This is a genomic window from Hymenobacter negativus, assembly GCF_016056375.1.
In the GTDB taxonomy this organism is placed as follows: Bacteria; Bacteroidota; Bacteroidia; order Cytophagales; family Hymenobacteraceae; genus Hymenobacter; species Hymenobacter negativus_A.
This window is the reverse complement of record NZ_JAEDAE010000006.1, coordinates 268,035-288,842: the sequence shown is the minus strand read 5'-3', so window position 1 is coordinate 288,842 and position 20,808 is coordinate 268,035. Positions and strand designations below refer to the sequence as shown.

General features: G+C 62.8%; 12 protein-coding genes. 6 read left to right on the top strand and 6 right to left on the bottom strand.

Annotated features, from left to right (window positions below):
- Positions 1-169: 169 nt before the first annotated feature.
- Positions 170-661 carry a gliding motility lipoprotein GldH gene (locus tag I7X13_RS14720; RefSeq protein WP_233454797.1) on the top strand — a complete coding sequence of 164 codons (492 nt, stop codon included), beginning with the start codon at positions 170-172 and terminating at the stop codon, positions 659-661.
- 128 nt (positions 662-789) lie between these two features.
- Here the strand turns inward: I7X13_RS14720 and I7X13_RS14715 are convergent, their stop codons facing one another.
- The gene (locus I7X13_RS14715) at positions 790-984 is read right to left on the bottom strand and encodes a cold-shock protein (protein ID WP_198069229.1); all 195 of its coding nucleotides are present in this window, start codon (positions 982-984) and stop codon (positions 790-792) included.
- 234 nt (positions 985-1,218) lie between these two features.
- Between I7X13_RS14715 and I7X13_RS14710 the strand changes: the two genes are divergently transcribed.
- Positions 1,219-2,400 carry a hypothetical protein gene (locus I7X13_RS14710; protein ID WP_198076067.1) on the top strand — a complete coding sequence of 394 codons (1,182 nt, stop codon included), beginning with the start codon at positions 1,219-1,221 and terminating at the stop codon, positions 2,398-2,400.
- A gap of 91 nt (positions 2,401-2,491) precedes the next feature.
- Here the strand turns inward: I7X13_RS14710 and I7X13_RS14705 are convergent, their stop codons facing one another.
- Positions 2,492-3,427, bottom strand: coding sequence for a hypothetical protein (locus tag I7X13_RS14705; RefSeq protein WP_198069227.1), 936 nt, complete (start codon positions 3,425-3,427; stop codon positions 2,492-2,494).
- A gap of 159 nt (positions 3,428-3,586) precedes the next feature.
- Here I7X13_RS14705 and I7X13_RS14700 point away from each other — a divergent pair, with 159 nt between their 5' ends.
- The 3 genes from I7X13_RS14700 (at position 3,587) to I7X13_RS14690 (ending at position 11,374) form a co-directional block, all read left to right on the top strand.
- Positions 3,587-4,183 carry a DinB family protein gene (locus tag I7X13_RS14700; protein ID WP_198069226.1) on the top strand — a complete coding sequence of 199 codons (597 nt, stop codon included), beginning with the start codon at positions 3,587-3,589 and terminating at the stop codon, positions 4,181-4,183.
- Positions 4,184-4,441: 258 nt separating this feature from the next.
- Positions 4,442-10,555, top strand: a complete 6,114-nt coding sequence (locus I7X13_RS14695) for an alpha-2-macroglobulin family protein (RefSeq protein ID WP_198076066.1) — start codon at positions 4,442-4,444, stop codon at positions 10,553-10,555.
- Positions 10,556-10,684: 129 nt separating this feature from the next.
- Positions 10,685-11,374 carry a hypothetical protein gene (locus I7X13_RS14690; protein ID WP_198076065.1) on the top strand — a complete coding sequence of 230 codons (690 nt, stop codon included), beginning with the start codon at positions 10,685-10,687 and terminating at the stop codon, positions 11,372-11,374.
- 86 nt (positions 11,375-11,460) lie between these two features.
- Here I7X13_RS14690 and I7X13_RS14685 read toward each other — a convergent pair whose 3' ends face one another.
- The 4 genes from I7X13_RS14685 to msrA form a co-directional block, all read right to left on the bottom strand.
- On the bottom strand, positions 11,461-12,999 hold the full coding sequence (locus I7X13_RS14685; RefSeq protein ID WP_317191580.1) for a family 43 glycosylhydrolase: 1,539 nt from the start codon (positions 12,997-12,999) through the stop codon (positions 11,461-11,463).
- 606 nt (positions 13,000-13,605) lie between these two features.
- Positions 13,606-14,760: a methionine aminotransferase gene (locus I7X13_RS14680; protein WP_317191579.1), complete on the bottom strand. Its 1,155-nt coding sequence runs from the start codon at positions 14,758-14,760 to the stop codon at positions 13,606-13,608.
- 167 nt (positions 14,761-14,927) lie between these two features.
- Positions 14,928-19,160 carry a PAS domain-containing sensor histidine kinase gene (locus I7X13_RS14675; RefSeq protein ID WP_198076064.1) on the bottom strand — a complete coding sequence of 1,411 codons (4,233 nt, stop codon included), beginning with the start codon at positions 19,158-19,160 and terminating at the stop codon, positions 14,928-14,930.
- A 168-nt stretch (positions 19,161-19,328) separates the two neighbouring features.
- Positions 19,329-20,003, bottom strand: a complete 675-nt coding sequence (msrA, locus tag I7X13_RS14670; RefSeq protein WP_198076063.1) for a peptide-methionine (S)-S-oxide reductase MsrA — start codon at positions 20,001-20,003, stop codon at positions 19,329-19,331.
- Positions 20,004-20,387: 384 nt separating this feature from the next.
- On the opposite strand from msrA, the gene I7X13_RS14665 reads away from it, so the two are divergent.
- Positions 20,388-20,786 (top strand): hypothetical protein, encoded by a 399-nt coding sequence (locus I7X13_RS14665; RefSeq protein ID WP_198069221.1) that lies wholly within the window; start codon positions 20,388-20,390, stop codon positions 20,784-20,786.
- Positions 20,787-20,808: the final 22 nt, after the last annotated feature.

The following is a 20,808-nucleotide window of genomic DNA, read 5'->3' as shown; positions in this document are numbered from 1 at the left end:
GGTGGTGAGCGCCGCGCCGAAGGTGGCGAGCGCCGCGAAGGCCGAGGCGGCCGCAACCGCCGCGGTGGCCGTGGCCCGGCCGGCGAAGGTGGCGCCGTGCCCAGCGCTGCCCCGGCTCCAGCCGGCTCTTAAATCAACGCTGTTTTGTTTTTGAATGCCATTTAGTAATATGAATCAGCGTTTTGCATGGAAGTTGGCTGTGATGGGTGGGCTCCTGAGTCTGCTCACGGCCTGCGACCCCAACCGGGTTTTTGAGCAGAATACGGACTTCCCCAAATACTCGTGGGACGTGCAGCAGAAGCCCGCTTTCACCTTTGCAATTGAAGATACCACGGCGCGCTATGACGTGTTTTTCAACGTCCGGTTTGCTTCGGCTTATGGATTTTACAACCTGTATGTGAAGCATACGCTGACTGGTCCTGCTGGCCCGGCTGGCCCGCCGCTATTGCACCAAATCTTGCTGATGGACCCCAAAACCGGCGAACCCAAAGGCAGCGGCACTGGCGACATCTACGACCTGCAAGCCCTGGCGCTGCCCAACCAGCACTTTGCCAAGCCCGGCAACTACACCCTGACCCTGGAGCAGTACATGCGCCAAGACCAGCTACCCGGCCTCATGGCCGTGGGGGTGCGGGTGGCTAAGCATGTGGCAAAGAAATAGTTGGTTTAAAAGTGCCCGAAAAGCAAAAGGCCGGCCCCGCATGATGTGGGGCCGGCCTTTTGCTTTCTGAATAGATAACGCTGCGTTGGCGGTCTAATTACAAACTGCCTGATACCAGCGCTTCAATGTTATTGCACGCGGGTAACGTCCACGGCGTTAGGGCCTTTCTTGCCGGCTTTGATATTGAACTGCACCCGGTCACCTTCTTGGATTTCGTGGATGAGGCCGGTTTGGTGCACGAAGATTTCTTCCTGATTGTCGTCGGCAATGATGAAGCCGAAGCCTTTGGTGTCGTTGTAAAACTTAACGGTGCCGGTAAGCATAGAGCGTGAGGTAAGGGTAAAATGAATCGGGTTTTGCTGCGCTGCAGCCGGCTGGCAATGGGCCAGGAATTGGTGCGCGGCGGGCCGCTGCCGGGCAAAGGTAAAATGGCACTGCCGAAAACCCCACCCCGCCCGGTGCCTGAAGGGCGTTGAAAACAACGGGTTCAGTGGTGCGTATAGGTGAGCAGCCCTTGGCTAATGCTTTCCCCAACGCTCACTCATCAGCCCACCGCCATGACCAACGCCGAAGAAAACCTGAATACCGAGCCCAACGACATCGCCGGCAACCGCATCGACGGGCCGGTGGGCAACACGGCCACCAAGCACACCCGGCCCGGCGAAGGCGTGGGCCAGCCCGGTGGCCCACCCACCAGCCACGCTACCCCAGTCCCGGTGACAAGCGAAGCGCTAGCAGACGCCGAAACCAGCATGGCGCAAGGCGCGGTGGACACCGACGGCCAGCCCCAGGAAAACAAAGCCGCCGACCCCGCCCACCTGGTGCCGGAAGGCTCCTACGGCGGCAACTTTGGCAACAGCACCCAGGGCAGCTACCACGACCAGGACCGCCGCGAAAACCAAGACAGCGACCCCAACCGGGGCGAGTTTGGCGCGCAGGACCTGGGCGGCACTACCCACGGCGGCTTTGGTAACCAGAACCGCCTGGCCGATTACGAGCCCAACAACACCGCCGAGGACAACTACTACGGCGGCCCCGGCCGCCCCGGCGAGCAGGACAACGCCTACCGCAGCTACGACGGCCGCGACGCCCGCCCCGACCGCCGCACCGAATACGGTTTCGAAGCCGGCACCACGACAAACTCGATGGGTAATGGTAGTAACCCGCGATTCAACGATAATGGCTCACCCAAAAGCGTCGACTCTGGTTTTGCGGCTGATTACGGCCACACGTCGCTCCGCTCCGGCGATGCCTCTGGCCAGCGCACCGGAAATGTTGCCGAAGGCGAACACCGCAACGAGACAACAGATTATATGCCTGCCGAGGGTGGTGCCAACGAGAAGGAAGGCCGCCACGATTCCGGCACCTATTCCACCAATCAGCCCGAGATGGCCAACCAGCGCGGTCAGGGCTACGGCGACCGGGGCCGCAACCAACCCAACAGCGTGCCTGACAACAACACCGGCAGCGAGCGCAACGGCTACACGCAACCCGAAGCCAATAAGGGCGACGCTGGCCAGGGCATTGGCTCGCGCGGCGGCTCCTATAATGATGCCTACGACGACAGCAAAGCCGGCAGCACCGCTGGCTCGCCCGCCAAGGGGGAGCAACGCGCCGAAGACACCGCTCACAACTACGGCTCGGCGGCCCGTCAGGAAAACCGAACCGGCGACGAGGACAGCGCTGACCACGGCGCCCCGAGACGCAACGCCGGCCGCAATGGAGAGGCCGATGAATAAAGCAATGAGCTAAAATTCAGTGCATAAAAAAGGCCCGTCGGTTAATCGACGGGCCTTTTTTATGCACTGAATTTCTGCGAAAGCGAACTGCTTACCGGTGCACTTTCACGTTGATGTCGTACTGGTAACGGGGCGGGCCGCCCAGCGGAATAGCAAAAAACGGCATGGCGGTTTCGTATTGGTCGGTCACGTAGAACACCATGTCGTTGGGCGCGGGCTTGGTGGAGGTGAGGCGGAAATCGAGACTGAGGCCGTGCTCCTTGGGCGAAACCTGGAAGACGCTGCTGCTCCAGGTGCCGTCGCCGCTCATGGTGCCGGGCTGGCCGTTTTTGGCAATGCTGAACACGTTGAGCGTGGCCGCGTTGTCGGCGTCGAAATTGCTTTGCTTGATGCTCACCACCTTGTCGTTCACGAAGGGGTAGAGGTGCACAGTGGTTTTGCTGGCCGTGGCCGGCAGGCGGAAGCAATACTCGTAGGTGAAGGCGTTGCCGCCTTCCACCGACACGTTCTCGGTGGGGCTGGTACTGAAAAAGTAGCGGTACAGATTGCCGTCGTTGCCGGTCAGGCCGCGGGCCACCAGCTTGAAAACGTGTCCTTTGAACTCGTCCACCATCTCGCCTTCCAGCGGGTTGAGCGGGCCGAAAGTGTACCACTTGCCGTCGTATTTCGGCTCGTTGCCGAAGGTCTGGCTCTTGAGCAGGCGGCCAGTGGGCGTGGGGTTGGTGGGGCGCGGGTCGCGGGCCTGAGGGCCGCTGAAGGTGCCCGGGCCGCCGTAGAGGCTAAACGACGTGGTGGTATTAGCGGCGCCTTTCAGGTCATCGTTTTTGCCGCCGCAGTCGGGGTCAAAAACGCGGATGTAGACTGGCGTGCGCTGTTTTTCGGGGATGAGGAAGAAGAAGGTTTGGGTGAAATCATCGTCGCCCCACATCTTGTCCGACTGCGCGCCGAAGGTGACGAGGCTTTCCACCCGTTCGCCGGCATTGGGTACGGCTTGGGCCCGAACTTCATCGTGCAAAGCAGTTGCCAAGGCAATCAATGCACTACAATACCAAAAACATTGTTTTACCATGCAGCCAAGATACCAGCCCGAACCCAAATGTTGAGCTTGGCAAGGCGGAAATCCACCGTGAATTATTCGGAATCCGCTGCTAAATTGTATGTTTACGACTCGTTAGCCTCTGCTTTTATGCCCGTTGCCGCTCGTGCCACTTCTGATTTCTTTGACCAGCTCACCAATGACCTGTTGGTGCTGCGGGTGACGGCGCAGCAGCGTTTCCGCCCCCTGAGCGCCGAAGAGCTGAACCGCCGCCCCAGCCCCAGCCGCTGGAGCGCCGGCCAGTGCCTGGAGCACCTCAACATTGTGGGGGGTTACTACTTGCCCAGCATCGCGGCCCGCATCAAGCGCGCCCAGGAGCGGGGCTCGAAACCGGCCGCCGTGGCCAAGCAAGGCTATCTGGGCAAGAAATTCATCGATGCCATGCGCACGCCGGCGAGCGTCAAAACCTACACTTCGCCCCAGCGCTATGCGCCCACGGGCACCCGCTTGCCGCGCACGGTCACGGAGGTTTTCAGCCGGCAGGTGGATGAGCTATTGCGCCTCACCCTACTGGCCCGGCAGGTGAATGCCAACGCCATTCGGATTCCCAACGCCTTATTCCCGTTGATTTTGCTACGGCTTACCGACCAGCTTGAATTCCTGGTGGTGCACATGCAGCGTCACATTGCCCAGGCCGAGGCCGTGCTGGCTGGCAATGCGGTGGGGGCCAGCGCTTCGGTGGCTTGAGGAGCGGCTTTGCCACCTGCAGATTTTGACGAGGTTTTGAGAGAAACTGCCAAAGCGCCGGGAAGCCCGGCGCTTTTCTTGTTATAGGGATGCGTTGATTACGCACGACAATCGGCAGGATTTCAAGGCTTGAAGGGTTGCCAATGCCAACGCGGCACCGGTTATGGACGGGAAGTGAGCTAAAATGGCCCGCTCTGTGCAATAAAGCCGGACCGGGCATCTTTATGGCTCCAACCTTTGCCTGTGCCCGCCCCGCCTATGCGCTTGTTCCTATTTGCCTGCCTGCTGCTGACCATGATTTTCAGTGCCGACTCTGCCGCTCCCGGCCCGCCGCCCGGCCCCTACGCCGCCCGCTGGAAGAAGATTGACGCATTGCTGAAAAAGGACCAGACCGCCACGGCCGCGCCGCTGGTGGAAGCCATTTACCAGCAGGCTAAAAAGGAGAACAACAGCGCGGCTTACGTGCGGGCGCTGCTCTACAAAATCCGCCTGCTGCAAGCCAAAGAAGAAGACGCTGACGAAAAGGCCATTGCGCTGCTGGAAGCCGATGTGAAAACGGCCGCCTTTCCGGCCCGTGCCATCCTGCATTCGCTGCTGGCCGAGCAGTACACCAACTACCTCAACCAGAACCGCTACCGCATATACCAGCGCACAGCCGGGGCTGCGCCGACCACCGACGGCCAGAAAACCGCCGACGGCGGCACCGGCCTCGCCACCTGGGACATAGGCCGGCTTGGCGCAGCCATCGTGCGGCACTACTACCAGTCGGTAGAAGACGAGCCGCAAAAGCAGCTGAAAACCACCCTGGCCGACCTCGGCGACCTGGCCACCGGCGGCGACGCCGAAGGCCGCGCCCTGCGCCCTACGCTGTACGACCTGCTGGCCCAGCGCGCCATTGAGGGCCTGAAAAACCAGGAACTGTACGTGACCCGGCCCGAGCAGCAGTTCCAGCTCACAGAGCCCAAGCTGTTTGGGACGGCGCAGGATTTTGCCGCGCTGCGCCTGCTGGCCCCGGAGGCCGACTCGCTGAACGGCCAGCTACACGCGCTGCACCTGTTGCAGCGCCTCACGGCCTCGCGTCAGCAGCTGGCTCCGCAGAACGTGTCCGCGCTGGCCGACGTGGACCTGAGCCGGATTGATTATCTGCATTCACTCACGCAGAACACCGACCTGGCCGCGCAGTACGAGCCGGCGCTGGTGCGGATGGCCGAGGCGTACAAGATGCTGCCCATCAGCACGGAGTTTATGGCCCGGCGGGCCGAAGCGGCGCGTGAGGCTGGCAATAACGTGGCTGCTGTACGCCTGGCGCGGGAGGCCGAGGCTCGGTTTCCGAAGTCGCGCGGCGCGGCGCGGGCGCGGCAGCTGCGGGCGCAGATTGAACAACCCGAATTAACCTTTTCGGCGGCCGATATTGTGATTCCCAACCAGCCCTGGCGGCTGGATGTGACGGCCTGCAACGTGACCGAGCTGCACGCCTGGGCCTACCGGATTTCGCTGAAGGAGTGGGAGCTGTCGGGTCAGTACGATGCCCGGAACCGCAGCGTGGTCCAGCGCTACGCCCGGGCCTTAAAAGCGGGGCCGGCCGCTGCCTGGGCGGTGCCGGTGCCTGCGCATCCACAGGATTACAAGGAGCAGAAGTTCGGGGCGGCGGGAGCGGCGCTGCCTATCGGGTATTACTTGGTAATTATTAGTAACCAAGCGGATAGGCCGATAGAGCAACGGCCAGGCGCGGTGACTAGTTATGGGTTTTTGGGGGCTAGTGAGTTGAGTGGGGTGAGTCGGGGGGACGCTGGTCGGGCTGGTACGGTCGTGTTAGTGCTGAATAGAAAGACTGGTGCCCCGCTGCCGGGAGTAGCAGTACAGGGCATTTACAACAGCTACGATTACAAAACCAGCAAAGCCACCACCCGCCTGAGTGCCGTTCAACGCACGGCCGCGAATGGCGAAGCCGCTTTGGAAATAACGCGGGCCGACGAGCGGTTAACCGCAGCAACACTGCAAAGTGGGGCCGACACATTGCGACTGAGTAATTTAACTGGCTATTACCGTCCGGACCAGTTCCCCGCCGGGCAACCTGACCGCAAGAACTTTCTGTTTACTGACCGTGCCATTTATCGACCGGGCCAGACGGTGTATTTCAAGGGTATTTACACCGAAACCATCCGCGAAATCAGCCTTCCTTTGGTGGGCCAGCCAGTGAGCGTGCGCCTCGTGGACGTGAACGGCCAGACCGTACAGACGCTGCCCTTCACCACTTCCGATTTCGGCAGCTTTCACGGCTCAGTGGTGCTGCCCACCGGCCTGTTGAATGGCCAAATGAGCCTGCAGACCGACCACGGCAGCCTTTATTTCGCGGTGGAGGACTACAAGCGGCCCACTTTCCTGGTCAGCATCGACTCGGTGCCGGGCCGGCCGCAGCTGGGCCAGCCGCTCACCATCAACGGCCGCGCCCGTGCCTACGCCGGGCAGGCCACCGACGGGGCCACGGTGAACTACCGCGTGACGCGCCGCGAGCTGTTTCCGCTGTTTGATTACGGCTTTGGCGGGCGCGGCATCTACGGGCCGGGCCGGGGGCAGGGCATCCAGGAAATTGCCCACGGCACCACCGCCACCGATGCCGAGGGCCGGTTTAGCATCACCTTCACCCCGCCGCTGGTGCCCAAGCAGGCTGGCCGCCGCTGGGAGCCGGGCTACCTCTTCGAGATAACCGCCGATGTGACCGACGCGGCCGGCGAAACCCGCACCGGCACCCGCAGCCTGCCCATCGGCCGCAACCCGCTCAGCCTGCAGCTCACCGGCCCCAGCGAGGTGGACAAGCAGCATCTGCCTATCATTAAGCTGCTCAGCACCAACGCCACCGGCGAACCGCTGCCCGCCACCGGTACGTTGCGCCTGCTGGCCCGCCGCTACCGGCCCAACCCGGCCGGCGTGCCCGGCCCGGCTCCCGAAACGGAAGCGAACGAAGCCCCCGCCGAGCTGGTGAAAACGCAGCCCTTCGACACCAAAACCAGCGCCACGCTGGACCTGAAAGCCGCCCTCACCCAGCTGCCCACCGGCCGCTACCGCCTCGAAGCCCTCGCCGCCGGAGCCGATTCGGCCCGGGCTAAGCTCGATTTCACGCTCTACGACTCGCAGGCCGCAGCAGTGCCCTATGTCACGCCCGATTGGTTCGTGCCCCTGGCCGATACCGTGGCCCCCGGCCAGCGCACCGAAGTTCTGCTGGGCAGCAGCGAAGCCGGCGCGCGCATCCTGCTGGAAGTGGAGCGCGAGGGCAAGCTGCTACGCCAGGAATGGCTCACGTTAAATGCCAACGAGCAGCGCCGCCTCAGCATCGAAAGCGGCGCGGCCACGGCCGTTGGCCCGCTCTACATCCACACCACGCAGGTGCGCGACAACCGCCTCTACCGCCACGATGCCACCGTGCAGGTGGCCGAAAAGCCGCAGCCACTTCAGCTGTCCATTGCTACGTTCCGTGACCGACTGCAGCCTGGCCAGCGCGAAACCTGGCGCGTCACCATCCACCAGGCCAACGGCAAAGCCGCCGATGCCGAGCTATTGGCCACGCTCTACGACCAGAGCCTGGATATTTTCCGGCCGCACAGCTTCATGGGGTTGGAATTGGGCGCGGGATATTATCCGGCGCGGTTTGGGTGGATGGGGGATTTTGGGGAGTTCAGGTCTAACTCTTTTTACCAGTCAAGTAGCTCAGAGAAGCTATTCGATACAGATTATCCCAAATTGAATGGCTGGGAATTAACGAGCCATGATTTTTACCGCAAAATGAGAATTGAAGCCTCAAAAGGGCCGATGATTAAAAACTATAAGTTCAGGATGCCATCAGCAGCACCCGCGCCAATGGCCTCAGCCGCAATGGCTGCTGATGGCAAGCAACTCAATGAAGTAGTAGTTGCTGGCGTTGGCGTACCAAAGTCAAAGCCAGCCACCCCTGACCTCACCACCGTCCCAACTCGCACCGATTTCCGCGAAACGGCTTTCTGGCAGCCGGCCCTGCGCACCGATAAAAACGGCGACGTAGTGCTCGAATTCCAAATGCCCGAGGCCGTGACGCGCTGGCAGCTGCTGGCCCTGTCCCACGACAAAGCCCTGCACAGCGGCCAACTTGCCCGCCAGCTCGTGACGCAGAAGGAAATCCAACTGACGCCCAATGCGCCGCGCTTCCTGCGGCAAGGCGACACTTTCACCTTCCCCGCCAAGTTCTCGAACCTAACCGACTACGCCACCAGCGGCACCGCGCAGCTGTTCCTACTCGATGCGGCCACAGGCCAGGATATCACCAGCCAGCTGCTAAAAGGCCCGGCGCAGCAAGCCGTGTCGGCCGCCGCGCACCAGAGCGCCGCGCTGGGCTGGGAAATCAGTTTGCCGAGTGATTTCGCGCCGGCCGCCGTGACGTACCGGGTGGTGGCGCAGGCCAGTGGTCAGGATGAGGTAAAAGGCAAAAAAGGCAAGCGCAAGCAGCCTGCTACCACTTTCTCCGATGGGGAGGAAAACACGCTACCCGTACTGCCGAACCGCATTCTCATCACCGAGAGCCTGCCGCTGCCCATCGTCGGCCCCGGCAGCCGCACATTTGAGCTGAGCAAGCTCACCAGCACCAGCAGCCCCACGCGGCGCAACTACTCGCTCACGCTGGAAATGACGGCCAACCCCACCTGGTACGCCGTGCAGAGCTTGCCCTACCTCATGGAGTACCCCTACGAGTGCTCGGAGCAGGTATTCAGCCGCCTCTACGCCAACCTCATCGCGGCTCAGATTCTCAAATCGAACCCGCGCTTCAAAACCATTCTAGCCGAGTGGACGCGGCAGGCACAGAATGGCACCGCCGCTCAGAAAAACGCCCTCGAAAGCAAGCTGGCCCAAAACCAGGAACTGAAAAACCTGCTGCTCCAGGAAACGCCTTGGGTACGCGACGCGCAGAGCGAAACCGCCCGCCTGGCCCGCCTCACCGAGCTGTTCGACGAAACCCGCCTGCAGGGCGAAACCAGCCGCGCCCTGCTCAAGCTCCAGCGCATGCAGCTGCCCGGCGGGGCCTTCCCGTGGTTTGAGAAAATGCCGGAGGACCGGTACATCACCCAGCTCATCGTGGCCGGTTTCGGCAAGCTGAAGAAACTGGGGGCGTTCGATGCCGGGAAGGATGCCGTGGGCCGCGACATCCTGCAAAACGCCCTGCGCTACCTTGACGCCAGCCTGGCCAAAGACTACGCCGACCTGCGCCGCCAGAAAAACGTGAAACTGGCCGAAAACCACCTCAACAACCTGCAAATCCAGGCCCTCTACGCCCGCAGCTTCTGGCCCCAGTCCGCCGAAACCGCCTCAAAAACGGCCTTCGCCTACTACCGTGAGCAGGCCGCCAAATTCTGGCCCGCCCAGACGCGCTACCTGCAAGCGCAACTGGCGCTGGCCCTGTTCCGCCAGGATGCGAAAGCCCCGGCCGCCGCTGAAATCCTGCGGGCCCTTTCGGAAAATGCCCTGCACTCGCCCGAGCTGGGCATGTACTGGAAGGAAGTGCGCGGCGGCTACTACTGGCGCGAAGCCCCCACCGAAACCCAGGCCACGTTCATCGAAGCCTTCGATGAAGTCAAAAACGACCAGAAATCGGTGGATGAAATGAAGCTCTGGCTGCTGAAACAGAAGCAGACCCACAGCTGGGAAAGCACCCGCGCCACCGCCGATGCCTGCTACGCCCTGCTGCTGCGCGGCACCGACTGGCTAACGCCTGCCCAGCCCCTGCAAATGACTGTGGGCGGCCAGGCCGTGAAGCCCGAAGCCGCGCAGGCCGGCACCGGCTATTTCAAAACCAGCTGGCCCGGCGCCGAGGTGCAGCCCGCGCAAGGCAAAGTCACCCTCACTAAGTCCGACGCGGGCGTGGCCTGGGGTGCACTCTATTGGCAGTATTTCGAGGACATCGACAAGGTGACGCCTGCCGCCACGCCGCTCAGCCTGGAGCGTCAGCTCTACCGCGAAACCCACACCGCCGCCGGCCCGGTGCTGGAAAAGCTCACGCCCGCCTCGCCCCTGAGAATCGGCGATGCGCTGGTGGTGCGCCTCGTGCTGCGCACCGACCGCGCCCTCGAATACGTGCACCTCAAGGACCAGCGCGCTGCCGGCCTCGAGCCCATCGGCCAGCTCAGCGGCTACCGCTACCAGAATGGCCTGGGCTATTATGAGTCGCCGCGTGACGCGGCTACCAACTTTTTCCTGAGCGAAGTGCCGCGCGGCACGCACGTGTTTGAGTACCGGCTGCGGGCCAGCCAGGCCGGCGATTTTTCGGGCGGCCTAAGCCAGGTGCAATGCCTGTACGCTCCCGAATTTGGCGCGCAGTCGGCCGGCGTGCGGCTGCAAGTGGCCCCATAGCCGCTCGTGGGGTAAAATAGGCCCCTGAGCGGCAGAAACGGCCCCGGCAGCGTTTAAAGCCACTCTGTCCTTGCATTTAACCGGGGTAAGATGTAGCTTTGTCTTCCGTTGTTATTCCGTTATCCGTCTATGAAGCACCTATTTGTCTTCCTTGCGCTGCTGCTCACCTGGGGCAGTGCCCAAGCCCAAACCGAGAAACAGACCCCCGTCACGAAGCTGCCGGGAGAGGAAAACCTTAGCCTCCGCGAGCGCGCCGAGCGCGATTTTCTGATGCCGGTGCGCCGCAAGAAAATTGTAGCCGAAGCCCCAAAAGCCAGCACCGAAGACAACACCGCCGCCCCCGAAACCGACGCCACCGCCCACTACGCCGAGGCCACCGACGAAGCCGTGAACACCGCGGCCCGCACCGCCCGCAGCTACGAAGCCAGCCACGCCGAAGCCCGCGCCGCCGCCCGCCGGGCCGCCGCCCGCCGCGAAGAAGCCCGGGCCGAAGCCAGAGCGGAAGCGCGCGCCGAGGCCCGCGCCGAAGCCCGCCGCGCCGCCCGCCACAGCAGCCGCAGCAGCAAATCGAAGGCCCACAAAGCCACGTCGCACAGCAGCAGCAAAAGCAAGTCGAGTAAGTCGAAAAGCAAGAGCAAGTCGTCCGCACACAGCAGCAAAAGCACCTCGAAAAGCAAGAGCAGCAAAGCCAAGAGCAAAACCTCGCACAGCTCTTCTTCGAAAGCCAAGAAAAGCAGCGCTAAAAAAAGCACGGCCCACAAAAGCACCAAGAAATCCACGCCTTCCAAAACGAAGAGCAAGACCAAGCACCGCCGCTAATACGGCCGCTTCGACGCAGTGAAAACAACAACGCCCGGCACAGCAGTGTCGGGCGTTGTTGTTTCGGGCTCGAACGGTTTAAATTCCTACCGCTTGTTGCGGATAATGAAGTTGTTGAACGTGGCCGTGCTGCCGGCCGTGCCCTGGGCCACCAGCGCCACGCGCACGCCCCGGTCCCAGGGCGGGAGGTAGGTGCCGTTCAGGGTGAAGTTTTCGGTGGGGAGGGGCTGCCAGGTGGCCCCGTCGGTGCTGTAGGCGAAGCGGTAGCGCTGGCCGCCCCACACTTCGAGGCGCAGCGTGAGAGTGGGGCAGGCATCAATGAAAATATTAACCAAGCACTGCTGCTTGCCGCTTTTCAGGTGCCAGATTTGGAGCTGGCCGTTGCCTGCCATCAGGGCCAGGGCATTGTAAGGGTCGCCCACGGCGGCCAGGCCGGCGAAAGTGTCGACGGGCAGGTTGGCGAAGTCGATGGTGGTAGCCGCCTTGTAGGTGGCGGCATGGGTGCGGCGCGCTACCAGAGCCCCGAGGCGCGAGTCGTGCGCGGCGAGATGCAACTGGCCGTGGCGCACGGCAGTAGCGGGCTGCTGGCCAATGGGCCACTGCCACTCTAGGCCCAGGCAGTCGCCTCCGAACTCATCGGCCACGTTGAAGCGGCCCATGTCGGTGAGGGCCGGCGCCTGGGGGCTGCGGTGCACAAACTCGGGCCACTCCTGCTCATTCCAGGTAAACTCGCTGAGGAGGCCCTGGCGGCCTACAAACTCGTGGCTCTCGGCCGCGTAGGCATGGTGCAGCAGGAACCAGCGGCCGTCCAGCTCGGCCACGGTGCCGTGGCCGGGGCACTTCCAGGTGGTGTTGCGGTCGAGGATGGGGTTTTGCTCATGCTTTTCCCAAGGACCCAGTAGGTTGCGAGAGCGGGCCACGCCGGTGGCGTAGTTGCAGCCCTTGCCGCAGCAACTGTTGCCGGCATAGAACATATAAAACCAGCCGTTGTGCCGCACCAGGGCCGAGCCTTCCACCAGCGGGCCTTCCCACTTCGCGTCGTTGCCAAACAGCTCGGTGGCTTCGCCGATGAGGGCGGTGCGCTCATCGTTCAGGCGCTGCGCCCAGATGGGCGTGTCCTGGTGGCAGGAGTTGCCGTCTTCCTTCCAGATGAGGTAGAGGTCGCCGTGCTCGTCGGGCATGGCGAAGCCGTCGATGGAGCCGGCCTCCTGGCCCACCAAGATGCCGTGGTCGGTGTAGGGGCCGGCAGGATGGTCGGCGCTGGCCACGGCCACGCACAGCATGCCGCCCTTTTTGCGGGCGGTGTAGTACATGTAGGTGCGGCCGTTTTCGTAATAGAGTTCGGGTGCCCAGAAATTGGAGCCGGCCCAGTCGGGCAGCTTTTCGGGGAAAACGTGGCCCACCAACTCCCAATCAAGTAAATTTTTAGAAGTGAAAAGCGGGAACACCGCGCCCCACTCGGCCGAGGTGGCGCTAGCCCAGTACGTATCGCCGATTTTAGTGACGGTGGGGTCGGGGAAGTCGCCGGGCAGCACCACATGGTCGTAGGAAACGCGGGATGGGGCTGGCGAAATGCCGGGGGCGCCAGCCGCGAGGCGGGTCGCCATTTCTAGTTCAAATGACACGGGTGGGAAGTGTTAGGAGAATAGAAAAAAGCCGAAACAGATTATGGTCCAGCTTCGAATAATTCGAAAGATAGGAATTTGGAATAAATAGTGAATGCCGTCGAGCTATTAATGGGACGAGTGGCAGGAAATAATCGCCGAACGGAAAGCGGCAGTAGACGAATAAACTCTCTGGAATATGATATCAGGTGTTTAGGTGCATGCCATGATGTAAGTGCATACTTTGGGCCAACATGATGAGCTCAGCAGTATTGCGAAAGGATAAAAAATAGGTTTTTCTAAGAATCTATATTTGATGAAAGTTTGCTGTGGCCCTTTGTGAAGTAAGGAGAGTAAGCAAATAGTTCTGCTTATTTCTTACAATCCCGTTGCCGCGGAAGGGGGTAGAGCGGCACAAATGAGGCTTTTTTGTTTATCAGAGCTTTGCAACGCAGCCCGCTGGTTTTTGCTAGTGCCAGAGCATTACCGGTAAGGAGTTTAGGGGCTTTCGCCGTTTCTGCTTTCGTGGGCGGGAATCCAAAAAAATAAAACTGCCCGCCTTTCCTGAAAAAAGCGGGCAGTAAAAATTTTGCGAGCGCAGCAGCGCGGCAATGAAGCCCTGGCCGGCTACTGGCGGAGCCGCGCCGCGGCCGCTTGCAGCGTGGCCGATTCCTTAGCGAAGCAGAACCGGATAAGGCCGTCATCGAACCCATCGTGGTAGAAGGCCGAGACGGGTACCACCGCCACGCCCTTGTCGCGGGCCAGAAACTGGGCGAAGGCCAGGTCGCTGGCGGGCGACAGGGCCTCGTAGCGGGCCAGTTGAAAGTAGCCGCCGGGCACGGGCAGCAGGTCCCAGCCGGCCCCGGCGAGCAGGGCGCGGAACTCGTCGCGCTTTTGCTGGTAAAAGCCGGCCAAGCCGCGGGCGTGGGCATCGGAGGCATCGCCCTGGAGGGCGTCGGCGAGGGCGTGCTGGGTGGGCGTGCTCACGGCGAAGGTGAGGAACTGGTGCACGCGGCGCACCTCCGTAGTGAGGGCGGGTGGGGCAATGCAGTAGCCTACTTTCCAGCCGGTGGCGTGGTAGCTTTTGCCGAAGGACGAGAGCACGAAGCTGCGCTCGCGCAAGGCCGGGTGCTGGCGGGCGCTCATGCGCGGCGTGCCGTCGAACACGAGGTGCTCGTACACTTCGTCGCTGAGCACCAGCGCATCGGTGCCATCCAGCAGGCGGGCCAGCTCGTGCCAGTCGTCGGCGGTGAACACCGCGCCGCTGGGGTTGTGGGGTGTATTCACCAATACAAGGCGGGTGCGGGGCGACACCACGCGGCGCACGGCGTCCCAGTCGGGCCGGAAGTGCGGGGCGGGCAGGCGCACGTAGCGCGGCACGCCGCCCTGCAGTCGGATGGCTGGCCCGTACAAATCGTAGGCCGGCTCAAACACCAGCACTTCATCGCCGGGGCGCACCACGGCGGAAAGCACGGCATACAGGGCCTCGGTGGCGCCGGCCGTGATGGTGATTTCGGTGGCCGGGTCGGGGGCGGGCGCGTCGGCGTGGAGGCGGGCCACCTGGGCGGCAATGGCCTCGCGCAGCCGGGGCAGGCCGGGCATGGGCGCGTACTGGTGGTGGCCGGGGGTGAGGGCGTGGCGGGCCAGCGCCTCCAGAAGCTCCCGCGGCGGGTCATAGTCGGGGAAGCCCTGGGCAAGGTTGATGGCCCCGGTTTCCTGGGCCAGCAGGGTCATTTGGGTGAAAATGCTGACGCCAACGTCGGGGAGCTTGGACTGGAGCACGGTAGGGGAGGAAGGAGTGGTGGATTGCTGGTAGGTAAAGTCAAAAATCGTTTGTCATCCTGAGCGCAGCGGAGGACCTTGTCACGTTAAAGCTGATTGAATTACTGCAAATTATTCAGCCGTGATAAGGTCCTTCGCTGCGCTCAGGATGACAAAGAAATTAATCCTCACAAATAAATGTGAAACGTAGTGCCCTCATCCACCACGCTGCTCACTTCGAGCCGGCCGCCGTGGTTCTGCACAATGCGGTTGACGAGGTAGAGGCCCATGCCAGTGCCGTCGACGTGGGCGTGGAAGCGGCGAAACAACTGGAAGAGCTGCGGGCCGAAGCGGTCGAGGTCGATGCCCAGGCCGTTGTCCTGCACCGTGAGAGTGGGGCGGCCGGTGAGCGCATCGGGGGTGCTGCTGAGGCGGATGCGTGGCGGCCGGCCGGGGGCGGCATACTTCAGCGAATTGCTGATGAGGTTAAACAGGACGCTTTGCAGGTTGGGCCGCACGAAATCAACCACCGGGAAAGTGGCGAAGTCCAGTTCGAAAGTGGCTGCGGTCTGCTCAATCTGGTCGTGCAGGCTGGCCATTATCTCGCCCGTCAGCTGGGCCAGGTCCACGGCTTCGACGGGCATCTCCTGCTGCTGGCGCTGCACCTGCACAATGGCGCTGAGGTCGTCGATGGTGGCATAAATCCGGGCCAGGGCGCGCTCGAAGTAGCCGATGAGCTTGATGGCGTCGGGGTCGCGGAAGTAGGCCGTGCGGGTCAGCTCCTCGAAGATGCCCGCCATGTTGTTGATGGGCTGCTTGAGGTCGTGCGAGGCCGTGTACACGAAGTTGTCGAGGTCCTCGTTGGTGCGCGTCAGGCGGGCGTTCTGGTGTTCGAGCTGCTGCTGTACCTGCTTGAAGTCGTGCACGTCGGTGTTGGCGCCCACCCACAGGGCCACGGCACCGTCCTTGTCGCGGATGGCTTCGGCACGGGCCAGAAACCAGCGGTAGTGGCCCGTCTGGTCGCGCCAGCGGTGCTCGGCCTCAAAGTCGGTGCCCGTGGCTACGCTGTGCTTCCAGCGGGCCATGGTGGCCGCCAGGTCATCGGGATGAATAAACCGCTCCCAGCCCCAGTCGCGCATGGTTTCGAAGGTGCTGCCCGTGAAGTCGTACCAGCGCTGGTTGTAGTAGTTCACGCTGCCGTCGGGGCGCGAGGTCCAGGCCATTTGGGGCAGGGCTTCGAGCAGTTGCTTGAAACGGTTTTGGCTGGCCAGCACCTGCTCCTGCAACAGGCGCTGCTGGTGCACATCGGTGTTGGTGCCGTACCATTTCAGGATGCCGCCGCCAGGCGCGCGTCGGGCCTGGGCCTGGCCCAGAAACCAGCGGTACTGCCCGTCGTAGCGGCGCAGGCGGAATTCGGCCTCGTAGTAGCGCTGGCTGGCAATGGCTGCCTGCCACCGCTCCTGCATGTGGACGCGGTCGTCGGGGTGCACAAAGCTGAGCCAGTGCGCCGCGCCGTTTTTCTCCATGGCTTCGCCCAGGTAGGCGGCCGTGCGGTGGTTGTAGAAGTCCACGGTGCCATCGGGCTGGGCCGTCCACACCTGCTGCGGAATACTTTCGGCCTGAATGCGTTGTTCTTCTTCGCTCGCGGCCAGTTGGGTTTGCAGGCGGCGTAGCTCGGTCACGTCGGTGTTGGTGCCGAACCAGCGCACCACTGCGCCGGTGGCCGCGTCGCGAATGGGCCGGGCGCGGCTCAGAAACCAGTGGTACTCGCCGTCGTGGCGGCGCAGCGGGAAGGTGTCTTCCCAGGGCTGCCCGGCCCGGATGGCCGCCAGGTAGCGGGCAGTCACGCCTTCCACCAGCTCAGGGTCGTGCACGGCCTGCCAGCCCGCGTCCTGCATGGTTTCCAGCGTAGTGCCCGTAAAGTCATACCAGCGCTGGTTGTACCAGAAAACATGGCCCGTGGCATCGGCCATCCAAGCCAGTTGCGACATTTTATCGGCCAGCGCGGCAAAGTCGGTGCGGCTGCGGGTAAGCTCCTCGGTGCGCTCGTGCAGGTCGTGAATTTCCACGGTGGCCGCGCTGAAGCCGGCCAGCTGCCCGGCGGCATCGGTGTAGGGCTGGGCTTTGGTCTGGAACCAGCGCAGCTCGCCATCGCGGCGGCGGCAGCGGAAGGTGGCCTCCCAGGCCTGGCCGGCGGCCATGGCGGCCTGACCCACGGCGCTCACGGCGGCACGGTCGTCGGGTGGGAGGGCTTCCCAGGCCGAATCGGGGGCGTCGGCCGGGCTCAGGCCGGTGTACTCGTAGAAGTACGGGTTGGTGTAGGTGATGGAGCCGCTGGGGGCGAAGTTGAAGATGAACACCGGTACCGAAGCCGTAATGGCATTCACCTGCTCATTGCGGCGGTTCATTTCGGCCGCCAAGGCCTCAGCGTGCTGGCGTGCGTGCACGCGCTCGGTCACTTCCAGGGCAAAATTCAGCACGCCGTACACCTGGTTCTGGTCGTCGCGCAGGGGCACCAGGCTCAGGTCGAAATACTGCTCGGTACTGGGGGCGTCGGGCTGGTGGCCGGGCAACCGGATGAGCATTTCGTGCCCCATAAATGGCTCGCCGGTCTGGTACACGCGGTCAAGCAGCTGCAGGAAGCCCTGCTTCGCTACTTCGGGCTGCACCTCGGCCACCGGCTGGCCCAGGCGGGGGCGCGGGTTCATCAGCTGATTGTAGCTGGCATTAAAGAACGAATAGCGGTGGTCGGGGCCTTCAAACGTAGCAATGAACGCCGGGGCCTGGGCCAGAATCTGGCTCAGCTGCTGGTCCTTGATTTCAAGGCGCTGCCGGGCCTCGTGCAGTTCGTGAATGTCGAGGTCGGAGCCAAACCACTGGCGGGAGCGGCCCACGGCATCGGCCAACGGTTCGGGCACGCCCTGGCTCATAAACCAGCGGTATTCGCCGTCGTGGCGGCGCAGGCGCAGCTCGTAGCGCCACGGCGTACCGGCGGCCAGCGCGGCGCTGTAGGCCGTGGCCACGCGGGCGGTATCGTCGGGGTGCAGGCAGGCGGCCCATACCTCGGCCAAGTCGTCGGTGGGCCGGGTGCCGGTGTAGGCGTACCACTGCGGGCTGAGGTAGAGCACCTCCCCGGCCTGGTCGCTGATGAAGGTGATGGAAGGCAGGCTTTCCGTCACGCGGCGCAGGCGCTGGTCGGCGGCGCGGGCTTCGGCTTGCAGGGCTTCGTTGCGCTGGCGGGCCTGCACCTGCTCGGTCACGTCGAGGCTGTAGGCCAGCACGCCGGGGGCGGCGCCGGGTTCGCCGGCCAGCGGCAGGTAGCCAAAGTTGTTGTAGTGCTCCCGGGGCTCGCCGGAGGCAGGGTCGGTCAGCAGCGAATACTCTTCGTGGCCCAGCACGGGCTGGCCCGTGGCCACCACCTGCTGCAAAAGCTTCAGGTAGCCCTGGTCGGCAATTTCGGGCAAGCTCTCCGCCACCGATGCGCCGATTTTAACCCGGGAACCCATCATTTCACGAGCACGGGCCGAGAGAAAGGTAAACCGGAAATCGGGCGCTTCCATGGAAGTAATGGTGAGCGGCAGCTGGTCGAGAATGCGCTGCATATGGCGCTGCTGGGCACCTACCTGCAATTGCGCACGCTGCCGGGCGTCCACGTCGGTGCACAGCCCAAACCAGCGCTGCACCTGTCCATCGGCATCGCGCTGCGCTACCACCTGCGAGAGAAACCAGCGGTATTCACCGTCCACGCCGCGCATCCGGAATTCCAGCTCGAAGGGCTGGGTGCTTTGCAGGGCCGCGCCCCATTGGGCATACATTCCGGCCAGGTCATCGGGATGGATTATCTGTTGCCACAGCGCCGCTTTTTCGGCCGGGGCCATTTGCAGCACGTCGTGGCCGGTGTAAGCAATGAAGCGCTGATTGGTGTAGTCGGCCTCGCCTTGCGCATTGGTGGCCCAGATGAGCTGAGGCAGGCTTTCGGCCAGAAAACGAAACCGTTCCTGCTCCTGCGCTGCCGCTTGTTGGCTTTGCAGCTGCGGCGTCACATCCAGCAGGCGCAGCAGTACGTGCTGGGCCTGCTGCTGCGCAATGGGCTGGAGCGTGGCCTCCCAGTAGCCGTGCGGTGGGGCGGCATTCGCCAGCTCAGGCATCAATACCTGCGGGCTGCCAGCCAGCGCGGCGGCCAGGGCCGGACCCCAGGTGGCAGGGGCCGCCAGCAGGCTTCCGCCCGTTTCAATGGCGGTATGCAGGGCTGCCAGCGGCTGGCCAATCAGCGCACCGGGCGCGGTGCCAGCCGGCAGCAGGGCGGCCATGGCCGCGTTCAGGTGCAGCACCGTGCCATTGGGCGCCAGCACGCCGTGGGGCGCGGGCAGCAGCGAAAACAGCAGCTCAAAATCCAGCGCGGTCGGGGTAGCAACAGACATAAACGGACGGGGCAGGCAACCGAAACCAACCCCTAACGGGCCGTTTCTGCTCTCAAAGATAGGCTGCTGGCAGCCGGTGAGCCGCAGCTACCAAAAAGCCCCGGTCGTTGCGGACCAGGGCTTTTGGGGCAGCGCGCCAACTGAACAGCTGGCCGCTGTAACGGATTTTTACAGCGGGTTTTTCAGGTCTTTCGGAAATAGCTTTTGCACGTGCTCTACCTTGTGCGCCGATACGTGGGCGATGTAGGGGTTTTCGGGGTGCAGGCGGTAGTAGCCCTGGTGGTAGTCCTCGGCGGGCCAGAACTTCTGAAACGGCACCACCTGGGTCACAATCTTGCTGTCGTATTCCTTCGAAGCGTTGACGCGGGCAATGGTCGTTTCCAGAATTTTCTTTTCCTCGGGGGTGCGGTAGAACGCGGCCGAGCGGTACTCGGGGCCGGCGTCCGGTCCCTGCCGGTTGAGCTGCGTGGGGTCGTGCGAGGCGGTAAAGAAAATGTCGGCCAACTTCTGGTAGCTGATGACTTTGGGGTCGTAGTAAATCTGCACCGTTTCGGTGTGGCCGGTGGTTTTATCGGCCACTTCCTCGTAGGTGGGGTTGGCCTTGGTGCCGCCGGCGTAGCCGCTTACCACCTGCTTCACTCCCTTTATTTGCTCAAATGCCTCCTCCTGGGCCCAGAAGCAGCCGCCCGCAAAGGTGGCCACGGCCAGCCCCGTCAGGTTGGTGGGTGCAAAGCCGGTCGTGGAGCGCGGCGGGTTCTGGGCATCGGCGGGCTGCTGCGAGCCGCAGGCAAACGTGAAGGCCAGCAGGCCAATGCCAAGCAGGGATTTCAACTGGTTTTTCATGAGAAGAAGACGGAGAAAGAAATGCCAAAAAGGACTTGTTGCGCTGGTAGACGCCGCCATGGCACCAGCCTTACAGCCTGCGCCACTATCCTTGAGTACCACGTACGGCCCCGGGCGCGGTCCGGGTTGGCGAGGTTTGGCGGCACATGAGCCGGGCTGGCGAATGGAGCCGTGCCACAGAGGCCTGGGTTGCGACTTTGCGGGCCATAGCGCCTTGTATTTATGAACTCGTGGAATTAGCGTATCCGTATTTATATCGAAGGCTGGCGGGTTTATAGGGCATGAGCGTGTTCGGATTGTGTAAAAAGTCTGAGTGTGTTCAGGATGCGTATCTTTTGCTACGTACTTCACGTAGCAGGCGCTATTGCTGTCCAAACTGTCGTTATGTCCTCTCAAATTTTACTTGAAGCACCCCACATCACCATTTCCTACGACCATCTGAATGAGTGGCTTCTGGTTGACTGGCACGGCAACCAGGACCTGGCCAGTGTGCAGCACGGCGGCGAGGAAATGCTGCGGCTATTGCAGCTGCAGCGCTGCCACAAAGTGCTGAACGACAACACCCGCGTAACCAGCATGTGGAGCGAAGCCGCCGAATGGGCCGGCAAAGACTGGTTTCCGGCCATGACGGCCGCCGGCCTGCAATACTTCGCCTGGATATATTCGCCCAATCTCTACAGCCGCCTCTCCACCGACCTCACCCTGCAGTTCACGGGCGGCCAGCCGGTAGTTGCCACCTTCGACGACATCGACACCGCCAAAGCCTGGCTGGCGCAGGTGTAGCTGCTGGAATTTTGCAGTAGGT

Excerpts from the sequence above, each read along its gene's own strand:
- I7X13_RS14715 (WP_198069229.1), bottom strand. The coding sequence starts at position 984 with ATGCTTACCGGCACCGTTAAGTTTTACAACGACACCAAAGGCTTCGGC.
- I7X13_RS14700 (WP_198069226.1), top strand. The coding sequence starts at position 3,587 with ATGCCCGTTGCCGCTCGTGCCACTTCTGATTTCTTTGACCAGCTCACC.
- msrA (WP_198076063.1), bottom strand. The coding sequence starts at position 20,003 with ATGAAAAACCAGTTGAAATCCCTGCTTGGCATTGGCCTGCTGGCCTTC.
- I7X13_RS14665 (WP_198069221.1), top strand. The coding sequence starts at position 20,388 with ATGTCCTCTCAAATTTTACTTGAAGCACCCCACATCACCATTTCCTAC.
- I7X13_RS14720 (WP_233454797.1), top strand. The coding sequence starts at position 170 with ATGAATCAGCGTTTTGCATGGAAGTTGGCTGTGATGGGTGGGCTCCTG.
- I7X13_RS14710 (WP_198076067.1), top strand. The coding sequence starts at position 1,219 with ATGACCAACGCCGAAGAAAACCTGAATACCGAGCCCAACGACATCGCC.
- I7X13_RS14675 (WP_198076064.1), bottom strand. The coding sequence starts at position 19,160 with ATGTCTGTTGCTACCCCGACCGCGCTGGATTTTGAGCTGCTGTTTTCG.
- I7X13_RS14695 (WP_198076066.1), top strand. The coding sequence starts at position 4,442 with ATGCGCTTGTTCCTATTTGCCTGCCTGCTGCTGACCATGATTTTCAGT.
- I7X13_RS14690 (WP_198076065.1), top strand. The coding sequence starts at position 10,685 with ATGAAGCACCTATTTGTCTTCCTTGCGCTGCTGCTCACCTGGGGCAGT.